The 13,329-nt window shown below is 67.3% G+C and carries 12 protein-coding genes and 1 tRNA gene; 11 read left to right on the plus strand and 2 right to left on the minus strand.

Annotated elements, in window-relative coordinates:
• The first annotated feature begins 97 nt into the window (after nucleotides 1-97).
• The 4 genes from F0357_RS04450 (at nucleotide 98) to F0357_RS04465 (ending at nucleotide 4,521) form a co-directional block, all read left to right on the plus strand.
• Nucleotides 98-1,846, plus strand: coding sequence for a type VI secretion system Vgr family protein (locus F0357_RS04450; RefSeq protein ID WP_153479229.1), 1,749 nt, complete (start codon nucleotides 98-100; stop codon nucleotides 1,844-1,846).
• A 29-nt stretch (nucleotides 1,847-1,875) separates the two neighbouring features.
• On the plus strand, nucleotides 1,876-2,649 hold the full coding sequence (locus F0357_RS04455) for a hypothetical protein (protein ID WP_153479233.1): 774 nt from the start codon (nucleotides 1,876-1,878) through the stop codon (nucleotides 2,647-2,649).
• Between the two features lie 431 nt (nucleotides 2,650-3,080).
• Nucleotides 3,081-3,977, plus strand: coding sequence for an antibiotic biosynthesis monooxygenase (locus F0357_RS04460; protein WP_246161355.1), 897 nt, complete (start codon nucleotides 3,081-3,083; stop codon nucleotides 3,975-3,977).
• 61 nt (nucleotides 3,978-4,038) lie between these two features.
• Entirely contained in the window at nucleotides 4,039-4,521 is a 483-nt protein-coding gene (locus F0357_RS04465; protein ID WP_153479237.1) for a nucleoside deaminase, read from the plus strand.
• 217 nt (nucleotides 4,522-4,738) lie between these two features.
• Here F0357_RS04465 and F0357_RS04470 read toward each other — a convergent pair.
• A tRNA-Phe gene (locus tag F0357_RS04470) sits at nucleotides 4,739-4,814 on the minus strand.
• Between the two features lie 293 nt (nucleotides 4,815-5,107).
• Nucleotides 5,108-6,328 carry a phosphopentomutase gene (locus F0357_RS04475; RefSeq protein WP_153479241.1) on the minus strand — a complete coding sequence of 407 codons (1,221 nt, stop codon included), beginning with the start codon at nucleotides 6,326-6,328 and terminating at the stop codon, nucleotides 5,108-5,110.
• 318 nt (nucleotides 6,329-6,646) lie between these two features.
• Here F0357_RS04475 and F0357_RS04480 point away from each other — a divergent pair, with 318 nt between their 5' ends.
• From F0357_RS04480 to F0357_RS04510, 7 genes are all read left to right on the plus strand, one after another.
• On the plus strand, nucleotides 6,647-7,666 hold the full coding sequence (locus F0357_RS04480) for a BMP family lipoprotein (protein WP_208948214.1): 1,020 nt from the start codon (nucleotides 6,647-6,649) through the stop codon (nucleotides 7,664-7,666).
• A 140-nt stretch (nucleotides 7,667-7,806) separates the two neighbouring features.
• Nucleotides 7,807-8,439, plus strand: a complete 633-nt coding sequence (locus F0357_RS04485) for a CAP domain-containing protein (protein ID WP_153479245.1) — start codon at nucleotides 7,807-7,809, stop codon at nucleotides 8,437-8,439.
• Nucleotides 8,436-9,959, plus strand: coding sequence for an ABC transporter ATP-binding protein (locus F0357_RS04490; RefSeq protein WP_153479253.1), 1,524 nt, complete (start codon nucleotides 8,436-8,438; stop codon nucleotides 9,957-9,959). The genes F0357_RS04485 and F0357_RS04490 overlap by 4 nt, the downstream gene beginning before the upstream one ends.
• Nucleotides 9,959-11,071 (plus strand): ABC transporter permease, encoded by a 1,113-nt coding sequence (locus F0357_RS04495; RefSeq protein ID WP_208948215.1) that lies wholly within the window; start codon nucleotides 9,959-9,961, stop codon nucleotides 11,069-11,071. Before F0357_RS04490 ends, F0357_RS04495 begins: the two co-directional genes overlap by 1 nt.
• Before the next feature lie 4 nt (nucleotides 11,072-11,075).
• Nucleotides 11,076-12,053 carry an ABC transporter permease gene (locus F0357_RS04500; RefSeq protein WP_153479255.1) on the plus strand — a complete coding sequence of 326 codons (978 nt, stop codon included), beginning with the start codon at nucleotides 11,076-11,078 and terminating at the stop codon, nucleotides 12,051-12,053.
• Nucleotides 12,050-12,460, plus strand: coding sequence for a cytidine deaminase (cdd, locus tag F0357_RS04505; protein ID WP_153479257.1), 411 nt, complete (start codon nucleotides 12,050-12,052; stop codon nucleotides 12,458-12,460). The genes F0357_RS04500 and cdd overlap by 4 nt, the downstream gene beginning before the upstream one ends.
• On the plus strand, nucleotides 12,457-13,317 hold the full coding sequence (locus F0357_RS04510; RefSeq protein ID WP_153479261.1) for a purine-nucleoside phosphorylase: 861 nt from the start codon (nucleotides 12,457-12,459) through the stop codon (nucleotides 13,315-13,317). Before cdd ends, F0357_RS04510 begins: the two co-directional genes overlap by 4 nt.
• Nucleotides 13,318-13,329 lie beyond the last annotated feature (12 nt).

A 13,329-nucleotide genomic window follows, 5' to 3' on the forward strand; every position in this document is an offset into this window, starting at 1 on the left:
ATTTTTCTTCATGGATTTGATCCGATCATTCGATAATCATCCCGTCCTCTGAATTTATTCGCTACACCTTTTTTGTGCAGGCTAAGGATTTTTTGAGATGATCGGTAGTCGAACGGAGCTTTTATTGCATCTGTCGGTTCCGGCGCTCGGGCAGATCGAGATCTTCGTCACCGCGATCGAGGGAACGGAGAACCTTTCTGAGCTCTATCGTTACGAGATCGAGTTCACCAGCGGCGACGCCATCGATCCGAACGACGCCATCGGCAAGGACGCCAAGATCACCATCGACGCCGGAAACAATCCCCTCGTCGCCCACGGCATCCTCGTCGAGTTCAGCGCCGGAGAGCTCACGGCGGCCCGCGATTATGTCTATCGCTGCGTCCTCGCGCCGAAGCTCGCCCTCCTCGCGCTCAGCCGGCAGAACCTCGTCTACGGCGCCGACGAGGGCATCGGCCTCAAAGACCTCGTCGACAGCGTGCTCACCAACAAGGCCGGACGGAACTCCACCTCCGGCGGCCACGGCCTCGACATCCGCCACGAGCTGCGCATGCGCCGCAAATATCCGCAGCGCAAGCAGGTCGTCCAATATGGCGAGAGCGACCTCGCCTTCCTGCGTCGCCACTGCGAGCATGACGGCGTGTTCTTCTTCTTCGAGCACGGCGACGATCAGGAGATGATCGTGTTCGGCGACCAGAACGACGCCTTCAAGAAGGTCGAGATCGACGGCACCGACGCCCTCGTCTTCAACGACAAGCGCGGCTCCGCCCGCGCCGACGACCTCGCCATGACGCGCTTCTGCGCGACCGCGAAGCCCGTCCCCGGCAGCGTCTTCCTGCGCGATTACAACGAGACCAAATCGTCGCCGCCCCTCAAGGTCAGCGAGACGATCACCGACCAGGGCTTCGGCAAGGTCGTCGAATACGGCCTCCATTTCGAGGACGAGGACGAAGGCAAGGCGCTCGCCAAGATCCGCGCCGAGGAGATCGCCTGCCGGCGCACCCTCTATGTCGGCACCTGCAACGCACCGCAACTGCGCGCCGGCACCGTCTTCACCCTCGCCGACCACCCGCTCGCCGCGTTCTCCGACCGCTTCCTGGTCGTCTCCGCGACCCATTCGGCGGCGGTACAGCCGCCCTCCGCCTTCTCGCCACTGCCGTTCGGCCCCGAGGCCCGCGCCGTGCGGCCCTACACAAACGTCGTCACCTGCATCAAGCTCGCAACCCCGTTCCGTCCCGAGCGCAAGACGCCGAAGCCGAACGTCTCGGGCCTCTTCACCGCCCAGGTCGATGCCGAACCGGATCACGGCAAGCGCGGCTGGATGGACGATCGCGGCCGCTACAAGGTGCGCTTCGCCTTCGACGACGGCGAATATCAGGCCGGCAAGGCGAGCGACTTCATCCGCCAGAGCCAGCCTTATCTCGGCCCCAACGCGACCGGCATGCACTTCCCCCTGGTCCAGGGCACCGAGGTCGTGGTCGGCTATCTCAACGGCGACCCCGATCGCCCGATCGTCGTCGGCGCCGTCTCCGACGAGAAAAATGACGATCCGGTCACCAAGGACAACAAGACGCTGAACCGCATCGTCACCGCCGCCAACGTGATGATGGAGATCGACGACCGCGACGCGGCGCAGAACGGCTCGGGGGCGGGCCGGCCGGTCCGAAGGATGCGCCGTACTTCCGCATCGATACGCCGGCGGAGGTTTCGGGCCGGTCCTTCACCGGCACCTACCTGCGTATGGGCAAGGCGATCGACAAGGAGGAGCACGACCTCCTCCCCCGTGCCACGAAGCAGAAGGTCGCCGCGGCGGCGAGCCAAGCTCAGGGTGGGTCCGCCTCCGCACTAGCCGCCATGCCGTCGACGGACGGACTGCTCGTGTCGACCAACAAAGAGCTGAACGTCAATGTCGTCGGGAGCGCGACGCACGCCTATGGAGAGGGCTATTCAACCGAGACGCTGAACGGCAACTCCACCCATAAGGTGGATCAGGGGAAGTTCACGCTTGACGTCTCGGACAATATCGAGGTCGCGACCCCCCGGAACATCCTTCTGACCGCCTACGACATGGCCACCGTGCTGTCCGGCAACAGCGACACCAAGGTCCAAGGCGACTCGACCACGACCGTCGAGGGCTCGTCCAACAGCTATTACAAGCAGAGCACGTCGACCAATCAGTTCTCGACGTCGATGACAATCACGCACGGCGATACCACGATCGTCAAGTTCTCGGCGTCCTTCAGCATAAGCATGTCGATCTCGCTCTCATTGAGCGCCGCTGCATCGACGAGCCTCAGCCTCGGCTTCAACGTCAGTGTACAACTCGGGGCGTCCGTCAAAATCGTCGCCCCGTCCAACGTCACACTCGTGATGGGGCAAGATTACAAATGGGTCGCTGGCTCGAGTGTCCAGTACGGATTGAGCGCGAATAAATTCATAAGCGGCACAGATTCTAAGGTTTCTCTAAACGACATCAAGACTGCCGGAATCGAATATAAGAATATATATGCATCCTTCTCTGACGTTATGATCAAAGATGAATACGATCTCACGCGCGAGCAGGCCAATGAGCTGGAGAGCCTGAAGAAAGGGACCATCTCGGCCTTCAAGGGCGTAGAGTCGCAGATGGTTGCGATGATGAGTATTTCCTGAGAACCGATGCTCGGAGAGCGCAAGCCCCTAAAGCAGAACAGTGAGCCGCGAAACAGATAAGCGGGAACGTGACTTTCGCGCTTTCCGCCCCGCCTCGCGATACGGGAAGAGCGCAGAATTTCGTTTTATTCCAATGATCTGACCAGAACGGCCACCGCGGTAAATCGAACCACCGACACTGCGATTTTCAGGCTGTTCCTTGACCTCGCGTGTGCCGGCCACCGCGTCGCTCAGTGCGTGCGCCGTTCGGCACGACGGCACCGCAGGGATGGTGTAGGCTATTAACATTGTCGCGGACTCGTCCGGTCCTGCGGGTGACAGCCGGAGGCGAGGCTATGGCGAATGCATCTCCTTCCGACAGAACGCCGCGCCGCGCGAAGCGTGACGAACCGCCGGAGCGCGCCGCGGAGACGGTGGGCGGGACCGCCACCATGCACATTTCCGTCCGCCCCGGGATCGAGGCCGCCTTCGCCACATGGCAGGCGGCACTGACCCGCGCCGCTTCGGCCGCCGACGGCTTCGTCAGCATCGAGTTCCAGCCGGTCGCAGCCGATGGCACGGAATGGCGGACGATCACCCGCTTCCGCTCCGCCGAGGCGCTCGCCGCCTGGCAGAGCTCCGGCCGCCGTGCCGAGGCATTCGCCTCGCTCTCCCCTCTGCTCGCAAAGGGCGGCGCTCCGGTCGACGACATCCTGCCGGAATTCGATGCGTCGTCCGGTGTCACGGAAGTGATCACCACGGCGGTGACGCCGGAACGCGAAGCCGAATTCCTCGCCTGGGCCGAGCGCATGCAGGCCCGGCAGGCGACCTTCCCCGGCTATCTCGGAACCGTGGTGCAGGCGCCGTTGTCGTCGGATCTACCCTATTGGACCACCCTGGTGCGGTTCGCGACGCCCGGCGAACTCGAGGCGTGGCTCGCATCCCCCGACCGGAAGGCCTTGATCGAGAGCGCCGATCCGGCCGTTTCCCGTTTCAAAGCACGGCGCCTCGACGACGCGTTCGCATCCTGGTTCGCCGACGACGCCGCGGTGCCGCCACCCAGGTGGAAGCAGACGGCGCTCGTGCTGCTCGTGCTGTTCCCCGTCGTGATGCTCGAGATCCGCTTCCTGAGCCCGCATCTCGCCGGGCTGCCGCTGCCGGTCGCCACCTTCATCGGCAACGCCATCAGCGTCAGCCTCGTCGCATGGCCGCTGATGGCGATCGCGATCGTGGTGATGCGCTGGTGGCTGCACGCCGCGCCGGCGGGACGCGCCCGCACCGAGGCGCTAGGCGCCGCGACCCTGCTGTGTCTCTATGCCATCGAGATCGCCGTCTTCACTCTGACCTGAACGGCGGGGAAGCATCGGCCGACGACGCCCGGGCACGGTGCCCGGCAACCAGGAGGTGCCTATGACCGAAGACGACAAGAAATTCATGCAGCGTGCGATCGCGCTGTCTGAGAAGACCTCGCTTATCGACAGTGCTGGTGGCGTCTTCGGCTCTGTGATCGTACGGGACGGCAAGATCATCGCGGAGGGCGCCAACCGCGTCGTCGCCGAGAACGATCCGACATGGCATGGCGAGATGGAGGCGATCCGCAAGGCGTGCAAAGCGGAGGGTAGCTTCAAGCTGCCGGGCGCGACGCTCTATACCAGCGCCGAGCCTTGCCCAATGTGCATGGCAGCCGCCTATTGGGCCGGCATCGAGCGCGTGTTCTATGCCTCGACAAACGCCGACGCCCTCGAATACGGCGATTTTGACGACAGCATGATCTATGGGGAACTGAGCAAGCCGACGTCCGAGCGCTCGATCACCTGCACGCAGATCCTGCGCGATGAGGCCGTGGAAGTCTGGAAGAAGTACAAGAACAAGGCTGACCGCGTGCCTTATTGAGGCAAGACGGCATCGGGGCGGCCGGGTCCATCAAGCCCGGTCGCATCGTCCGGCGCGGGCCCGTGTCCTCGCCTCACGTGTCCTGGCCTCACGTTTCCTGGCTTCACGTGTCCAGGCTCTCCGTCCAGGTCGCGCACAGACGCGGTCTCGAACAAACGCACGCGCGTGCGCCCCGTCAAAAGAGCGGCCCGAGCAGATCGTTGCAACTGAGATGAAGTGGTGCCCAGGGGCGGAATCGAACCACCGACACTGCGATTTTCAGTCGCATGCTCTACCAACTGAGCTACCTGGGCGCCGTGCAGCGGATCGTGCCGCCGTCGGACGTGGGGGCTTATAGGGGCTCGCGGCGGACCTGTCCAGAGCCGATGCGCACCCGGCGCGCCCACGGCCCGGGCCGTGCCGCCGCTTGTGGAAAACGCGGGTGCGCCGAGCCGGCGCCGCGAACCCTCCCCGCCGAAAGGCAATGCAGGAAAGAGCTTTGCCAGGCCCCGAGCGGGAGGCGCCTCGGTGCGCCGGCTTCGGATCGCCGCCCCCGTCTCCGGCGTGCGCCCCCTCCGGATAGCGAGCGCACGCCGCCGTCCGCGCCTCAGAGGAAGCTGCGGCCGTGCGGACCGGCGGGGAGGTCGAGCCAGGCGGCGAGCGTCTCGCCGATGTCGGCGAAGGTGGCGCGAGGGCCGATCGCGCGCGGGGCGATCCCGGGGCCGAAGGCGAGGATCGGGACGTGCTCCCGGGTGTGATCGTTGCCGCGGAAGGTCGGATCGCAGCCGTGGTCGGCCGTGATGACGGCGAGGTCGCCCGGCCGCATCCGCGCCGTAAAGGTCGGCAGACGACGGTCGAACGCCTCGAGCGCCGCCGCATAGCCCGGCACGTCGCGGCGGTGGCCGTAGACCATGTCGAAATCGACGAAGTTGGTGACGACGAGGTCGCCCTCCCCGGCGCGGTCGGCGGCGGCGAGCGTCGCGTCGAACAGGGCGTCGTTGCCGGCCGCCTTGACCACCTCGGTGACCCCGCGATGGGCATAGATGTCGCCGATCTTGCCGATGCCGATGACGGCGCGGCCGGCCCCGGCGGCGCGGTCGAGCAAGGTCGGCTCCGGCGGCGGCACGGCATAATCGCGGCGGTTCGCGGTGCGCACGAAAGTGTCGCGGCTTTCGCCGACGAAGGGCCGCGCGATGACGCGGCCGATGTTCAGGGGATCGACGAGCCGGCGCGCGATCTCGCAGACGCGGTAGAGCCGGTCGAGACCGAAATGGCCCTCGTGGGCGGCGATCTGGAACACGGAATCGGCGGAGGTGTAGCAGATCGGCTTGCCGGTGCGGATGCTCTCCTCGCCGAGCTCGGCGATGATCTCTGTCCCAGAGGCATGGCGGTCGCCGAGAATGCCCGGCAGGCCGGCCTCGGAGATCAGGGCGGCGACGAGGTCGGGCGGAAAGGTCGGCACGGTCTGCGGGAAATAGCCCCAGTCGAACGGCACCGGCACGCCGGCGATCTCCCAGTGGCCCGAGGGCGTGTCCTTACCGGACGAGACCTCGATGCCGTAGCCCCAGGCGCCGCTCGGCGCGACGTCGCTCGAAAGTCCCGGCGCCGGGCTGCCGCGCGAGGCGGCGACGGCACGGCCGAGGCCGAGCGCGACGAGGTTCGGCAGCGCGAGCGGCCCCTGCCGCAGCCCCGGACGGTCGGCGGCGCCCGCCGCGCAGCGCTCCGCGATGTGGCCGACGGTGTCGGCCCCGGCGTCGCCGAAGTGCGCGGCGTCGGCACTCGCACCGATGCCGACGGAATCGAGGATCAGGAGAAAGGCGCGGGACATTCGGGCTTGCTCTTTTTCGGCCGACCGGCCGGCGCCGCTCTGAGCGGCAACGGACATCGGGCGAGCCTAGTCCGTCGCAGGATCGGCGGCAAATTGCACACCCTCCCGCGGGAACAAAACGGTCGTGGACCGCCCGCAGAAAGCGCATGCAAAGAAATTAGGCCCGTGCCAATCTCACCCCGAGGCGGCAGCGGGCGGGGAGCCCCAAGCCGCTCGGCGGCGCACGGAACCGGCTCTCGAAAGCCGCGGCGGCGTCGCCCACTTGCGTAGACGAAGCTTCAGGCCCGCTGGGGAACCGCGGCCGCCTTCGGAGGGACCATGTTGGCAAACAAGTTCGGCCGCGCGCTCGGCCTCGCCGTGCTCGCGCTTTCGATGGGCGGGGCCGCCCAGTCGGCGCTCGCCGCGGATTATCAGCCCGCGATCATCTACGATCTCGGCGGCAAGTTCGATAAGTCCTTCAACGAATCCGCCTTCCACGGCGCCGAGCGCTTCAAGAAGGAAACCGGCATCGCCTACCGCGAGTTCGAGTTGCAGAACGAGAACCAGCGCGAACAGGCTTTGCGCAACTTCGCCCGCCGCGGCTATTCGCCGATCATCGGCGTCTCCTTCAGCCAGGCGGTGGCGATGGAGAAGGTCGCCAAGGAATTCCCGAAGACCGAGTTCGCCATCATCGACGCCGTGGTCGAGGCGCCGAACATCCATTCCGTCGTCTTCAAGGAAGAGGAAGGCTCCTACCTCGTCGGCCTCCTCGCCGGCATGAAGACGCAGACCGGAAAGGTCGGCTTCGTCGGCGGCATGGACATTCCGCTCATCCGCAAGTTCGCCTGCGGCTACGTCCAGGGCGTGAAGGCGGCGAACCCGAAGGCCGAAGTGTTCCAGAACATGACCGGCACGACGGGTGACGCCTGGAACGATCCGGTGAAGGGCGGCGAGCTCGCCAAGTCGCAGTTCGATCGTGGCGCGGACATCGTCTATCACGCCGCCGGCGCCACCGGCCTCGGCGTGCTCCAGGCCGCCGCGGACGCCGGCAAGCTCGGCATCGGCGTCGATTCCAACCAGGACTACCTGCATCCGGGCCACGTGCTGACCTCGATGATGAAGCGCGTCGACAACGCCGTCTTCCGCATCTTCAAGGCGGGCGAGGACGGCAAGCTGCACGGCGGCGTCGAAGTGCTCGGCCTGCAGGAGGACGGCGTCGGCTGGTCCCTCGATGAGTACAACGAGAAGCTCATCACCCCGGACATGAAGACGGCCGCCGACAAGGCGCGCACCGAGATCATCGCCGGCACGCTGAAGGTGCACGACTACACCACCGACCAGAAGTGCCCGGTCGAGTGAGTTCACGCTGACCGCCGGCCGCGGGCGCCTCGCGTCCGCGGCCCTCGGCCCGTCCGAATCACGGGCGGGCGCGTCGCCGGGGGAGCCGTCAGGGCGGCCACACCCGCCACTCCCCGGCGATCGGACAACGGCATTCCCCCATGCGTATTGAGAGAGTCAGCGCGAGGCGTCTCGCCCCTGCCCTCGCCCTCGCCGCCGCGCTCGCCGGCTGCGCCGGCCCGGCGCCGCGCTACGAGGCGACGCCGCTCAGGATCGACCCTGCGGCCGCCGTGTCGCTCGTCTCCGCCTACCGCGTCCGCCACGGTCTCAATCCGGTCACCCTGAACCCGGCGCTCACCGCCGCGGCCGAAGAGCAGGCCATGGCGATGGCCGAGAACGGCCGGATGAGCCACGCCTTCTCCTCGTCCGACACGCTGCCCGCCCGCCTCGCCCACGTCGGCTACGATTGGAGCGTGACGGCGGAGAATGTCGGCGCCGGCTACCGCACCCTCGATGCCGCCTTCGCCGGCTGGGTCGGGTCGCCCCACCACAACGAGAATCTGCTGCGCAAGGGCGTGACGGAGATCGGCATCGCCGCCGCCCGCTCCACCGAGAAGCGCTACGGTTATTATTGGTCGCTCGTGCTCGCGGGTCCCCGCAAGGCGCGCGCGGCGAGCCATACCGGGCCGTTCGGCAGCGCGCCCGTCGGCACCGGCACCGCGTCGAGTGGCTTCACCTTCATGGGACTGCCGATCGGTTCGCCGGCCCCCTCGTCTCAAGGAAGCCCGCAATGACGCGCAACGCGATCGAGCTCGTCGGCATCGACAAGAGGTTCGGCGCCGTCCACGCGAACAAGGACATCCACCTCACCGTGGAGAAGGGCACCATCCACGGCATCGTCGGGGAGAACGGCGCCGGCAAATCCACCCTGATGTCGATCCTCTACGGCTTCTATCAGGCCGACAAAGGCGAGATCCTGATCGATGGCAAGGAGACCGCGATCCCGGATTCCCGGGCCGCCATCGCCGCGGGCATCGGCATGGTCCACCAGCACTTCATGCTGGTCGAGCCGTTCACGGTCATCGAGAACATCATCCTCGGCGCCGAAGGCGGCGGCTTCCTCAAGGGCGGTATCGACAAGGCCCGCCGCGAGCTCGCCCGCCTCGCTCAAGAATACGAGCTGAACGTCGATCCCGATGCCGTCGTCGGCACCCTGCCGGTCGGCGTCCAGCAGCGCATCGAGATCCTCAAGGCGCTCTATCGCGGCGCCGATATCCTGATCCTCGACGAGCCGACCGGCGTGCTCACCCCGGCCGAGGCCGATCACCTCTTCCGCATCCTCCACATGCTGAAGGACGAGGGGAAGACGATCATCCTGATCACCCACAAGCTCCGGGAGATCAAAGCCGCGACCGACAATGTCTCGGTGATGCGCCGCGGCGAGATCGTCGCGACACGGCCGACCGCCGAGACCTCGATCGAGACCCTGGCCGAACTGATGGTCGGCCGCCGCGTCCTCCTCAAGGTGGAGAAGACGCCGGCCGTCCCGAGCCGCCCGGTGCTCGTCGTCGACCGCCTCACCGTCACAGACGGGCGCGGGGTGAAGCGCGTCGACGACGTCTCCCTCGAGGTTCGGGCGGGCGAAATCGTCGGCATCGCCGGCGTCGCCGGCAACGGCCAATCCGAGCTCCTCGAGGCGATCGCCGGGCTGATCCCGTTCTCCGGCGGCACCATCACCATCGACGGCCACCGGATCGATCCCGGCACCCGTGCCGACCCGGCCGCCCTGCGCGGCCTCGGTCTCGCCCATGTCCCCGAGGACCGCCACCGCATGGGCCTCGTCACCGCGTTCGAGGAGTGCGAGAACGCGATCCTCGGCTATCACCGTGATCCGGCCTACGGGCGCGGGCCTCTGCTCGACATTGCAAAGGTGCGCAGCCACGCCGAGAAGGGGATCGCCGATTACGACATCCGCCCACCGAACCCGCGGCTCAAGACGGCGAACTTCTCCGGCGGCAACCAGCAGAAGATCGTGCTCGCCCGCGAGATCGAACGCGACCCGATCGTGCTGCTGGTCGGCCAGCCGACCCGCGGCGTCGACATCGGGGCCATCGAGTTCATTCACAAGCGCTTGGTCGCCCTGCGGGATTCCGGCAAGGGCATCCTCCTCGTCTCGGTCGAGCTCGACGAGGTGCGCGCGCTCGCCGACCGGGTCGTGGTGATGTGCGGGGGAACCATCATGGGCGAGCGGCCGCCGACGTGCAGCGAGCAGGAGCTCGGCCTCCTCATGGCCGGCGTGCGAGAGGCAGCCTGATGTCGAACCAATTGCCGCGCTGGGTCGAATACGGCCTCATCCCGCTCCTGAACCTCACCGCCGCCTTCCTGGTCTCCGGCCTCGTGGTGCTTTGGATCGGCGAGAATCCGCTCAATGCGGTGCAGTCGCTCGTCTACGGCGCGCTCGGCTACGGCGAGGGCATCGGCTACACGCTCTTCTACGCCACCAACTTCGTCTTCACCGGGCTCGCCTGCGCCGTCGCCTATCAGGCCGGTCTGTTCTCGATCGGGGCCGAGGGGCAGGCCTATCTCGGCGGCCTCGGCGTCGCCCTCGTCTGCCTCGCGCTCGGCGGCTGGTCGTGGTGGGCGGCGCTGCCGATCGTCCTCGTCGCCGCCGCGGGCTTCGGTGCCGGCTGGGCGGCGATCCCGGCTTATCTCCAGGCGAAGCGCGGCAGCCACATCGTCATCACGACGATCATGTTCAACTTCATCGCGTCGGCCTTGATGGTCTATCTCCTGGTCGACCGGCTCTCCTACGGCTCGATGCAGCCGGAGACCCGCCCGTTCGGCGACAGCCTCCAGCTCCCGCTCGCCCGCGACACCATCACCTTCATCGATTTCGGCCAGTCGCCCCTCAATCTGGCGACGGTGTTCGCGCTCCTCGCCCTCGTCTTCGTCTGGTTCCTGATCTGGCGCACCAAGCTCGGCTACGAGATGCGCACCTTCGGCACCAACCCGACGGCGGCGGCCTATGCCGGCATCTCGCCGTTCAAGATCACTATGGTCGCGATGACCATCTCCGGCGCCCTCGCCGGGCTCATGGCACTCAACGAGGTGATGGGCGCCTCGAACCGGCTGATCCTCGAATTCGTCTCCGGCTCCGGCTTCGTCGGCATCGCCGTGGCGCTGATGGGGCGCAACCACCCGATCGGCATCCTGCTCGCCGCGCTCCTGTTCGGCATCCTCTACCAGGGCGGCGCCGAGCTCGCGTTCGATTCCCCGGGCATCACGCGCGACATGATCGTGGTGATCCAGGGCCTCGTGATCCTGTTCGCGGGCGGGCTCGAACACATGTTCCGCCCGGCGCTCGTCGCGCTGTTCGGCCGTCAGGCCCGGCGCAAAGCCGCGCGCGCCGCGGCCCAGGGAGCGTGACGCCATGAACGACGTGCTCTGGACCGTCCTCACCGCCCTCGATTCCACGATCCGGCTGTCGACGCCGCTGATCCTCGCCGGCCTCGCCGGGCTCTATTCGGAGCGCTCGGGCGTGTTCGACATCGGCCTCGACGGCAAGATGCTGGTCGGCGCCTTCGCCGCCGGCTGCATCGCCGCCTCGACCGGCTCGCCGTGGATCGCCCTCGTCGCGGCGATCGCCGCCTCCACCCTGTTCGCGCTGATCCACGGCTTCGTCTCGATCACCAACCGCGGCAACCAGATCGTCTCGGGCGTCGCGATCAACTTCCTTGCCCTCGGCCTCACCACCCTGCTCGGGCAGAACTGGTACGGCGAGGGCGGCCGCACGCCGTCCTTGAGCCCGCCGGAGCGCTTCATGCCGGTGGTGCTGCCGTTCGCAGATCAGATGAAGGACGTGCCGTTCATCGGGCCGATCTATTACGAGCTCGTCAGCGGCCAATCGATCCTGACCTACCTCGCCTTCGCCTGCGTGCCGCTGACGTGGTGGGTCCTCTTCCGCACCCGGTTCGGCCTGCGCCTGCGCGCGGTCGGCGAGAACCCGGCCGCGGTCGACACCGCCGGCATCTCGGTCGCCTTCCTGCGCTACCGCGCGGTGATGTGCACCGGCATCCTGTGCGGCATCGCCGGGGCCTATCTCTCGGTTTCGCAGTCCGCCGGCTTCCTCAAGGCGATGACGGCGGGCAAGGGCTATATCGCCCTCGCCGCGCTGATCTTCGCCAACTGGAAGCCCGGCAACGTGATGTGGGCCTGCCTCCTGTTCGGATTCCTCGACGCGCTGTCGATCCGCCTCCAGGGCACGCCGGTGCCGGGCATCGGCGTCGTGCCGGTGCAGGTCTTCCAGGCCCTGCCTTACATCCTGACCTGCGTGCTGCTCGCGGGCTTCCTGCGGCGTTCGACGCCGCCCAAGGCGGGCGGCGTGCCCTACACCAAGGAGCGCACATGAGCGCGAGCCTCGAGGCGCTGTTCGAGGCGGCGAAGGCCGCCCAGGCGAACGCCTATTGCCGCTATTCCGGCTTCCATGTCGGCGTCGCCTTGGAGGCGGCAAGCGGCGCCATCTATTCCGGCTGCAACGTCGAGATCGCCAGCTATCCGGAAGGCTGGTGCGCGGAGACGACGGCGATCGGCAAGATGGTCTCGGCCGGCGAACGCCGCATCGTCAGCGCGCTCGTGATCGGCGACGGCGACGGACTGACGACGCCCTGCGGCGGCTGCCGCCAGCGGCTCGCCGAGTTCGCCGCCGCCGACGTGCCGGTCCACGTCGCCGGCGCAGAGGGCGTGCGCGCCACCTTCACGGTCGGCACGCTGTTGCCCCACGGTTTCGTCCTGAAGGATGAGGAGGGCCGGCCATGAGCCACCCGCTCGAAGCGACCAACCTGAACCACGAAGCCGCGGCGCGCGAAGCGGTTGCGATCCTGTCCGCCCGCCGCCCCGGCCCCGTGCAGGTGGCGATCGTGCTCGGCTCCGGCCTCGGCCTCGTCGCCGACATGGTGCAGGACCCCGTTCGCGTGCCCTATGGGGAACTGCCGGGCTTTCCGGTTTCCGCCGTTTCCGGACACGCCGGAACGGCGGTTCTCGGCCTCCTCGGCGGTGTGCCGGTGATCGTGTTCGCCGGCCGCGCCCATTATTACGAGCACGGCAACCCGGCGGCGATGCGGGTGCCGCTCGAGACGGCGCGCCGCCTCGGCTGCGACACGCTGCTCCTCACCAATGCCGCCGGCTCGACCCGGCCCGAAGTCGGTCCCGGCTCGGTGATCGCAATCTCCGACCACATCGACTTCTCCGGCCTCAACCCGCTGATCGGCGAGCCGACGGACGCGCGGTTCGTCAATCTCGTGGACGCCTACGATCCGCGGCTGCGCGCCCACCTCGTCGCGGCTGCGCGAAAGATCGGCTTCGCGCTGCCCGAAGGCGTCTACATGTGGTTCTCCGGCCCCTCCTTCGAGACGCCGGCGGAAATCCGCATGGCACGCATGCTCGGCGCCGACGCCGTCGGCATGTCGACGGTGCCCGAGGTGATCCTCGCGCGCTTCCTCGGCCTCAAGGTCGCGGCGCTTTCCACCATCACCAACTTCGCGGCCGGGATGGTCGAGGAAGGTCCGTCCCACACCGAGACGAAGCAGGTTGCGGCCAAGGTCGCCGACCGTCTCGCTGCGTTGATCGAAGCCTTCCTTGCCGAGCGCGCCGCCGGCGCTTATTCAGAAGGCTAGACAATTAGACGA

It is taken from the genome of Segnochrobactrum spirostomi, from assembly GCF_009600605.1.
Classification (GTDB): domain Bacteria; phylum Pseudomonadota; class Alphaproteobacteria; order Rhizobiales; family Segnochrobactraceae; genus Segnochrobactrum; species Segnochrobactrum spirostomi.

Excerpts from the sequence above, each read along its gene's own strand:
- F0357_RS04475 (WP_153479241.1), bottom strand. The coding sequence starts at position 6,328 with ATGTCCCGCGCCTTTCTCCTGATCCTCGATTCCGTCGGCATCGGTGCG.
- F0357_RS04485 (WP_153479245.1), top strand. The coding sequence starts at position 7,807 with ATGCGTATTGAGAGAGTCAGCGCGAGGCGTCTCGCCCCTGCCCTCGCC.
- F0357_RS04495 (WP_208948215.1), top strand. The coding sequence starts at position 9,959 with ATGTCGAACCAATTGCCGCGCTGGGTCGAATACGGCCTCATCCCGCTC.
- cdd (WP_153479257.1), top strand. The coding sequence starts at position 12,050 with ATGAGCGCGAGCCTCGAGGCGCTGTTCGAGGCGGCGAAGGCCGCCCAG.
- F0357_RS04510 (WP_153479261.1), top strand. The coding sequence starts at position 12,457 with ATGAGCCACCCGCTCGAAGCGACCAACCTGAACCACGAAGCCGCGGCG.
- F0357_RS04460 (WP_246161355.1), top strand. The coding sequence starts at position 3,081 with ATGCACATTTCCGTCCGCCCCGGGATCGAGGCCGCCTTCGCCACATGG.
- F0357_RS04450 (WP_153479229.1), top strand. The coding sequence starts at position 98 with ATGATCGGTAGTCGAACGGAGCTTTTATTGCATCTGTCGGTTCCGGCG.
- F0357_RS04465 (WP_153479237.1), top strand. The coding sequence starts at position 4,039 with ATGACCGAAGACGACAAGAAATTCATGCAGCGTGCGATCGCGCTGTCT.
- F0357_RS04480 (WP_208948214.1), top strand. The coding sequence starts at position 6,647 with ATGTTGGCAAACAAGTTCGGCCGCGCGCTCGGCCTCGCCGTGCTCGCG.
- F0357_RS04490 (WP_153479253.1), top strand. The coding sequence starts at position 8,436 with ATGACGCGCAACGCGATCGAGCTCGTCGGCATCGACAAGAGGTTCGGC.
- F0357_RS04500 (WP_153479255.1), top strand. The coding sequence starts at position 11,076 with ATGAACGACGTGCTCTGGACCGTCCTCACCGCCCTCGATTCCACGATC.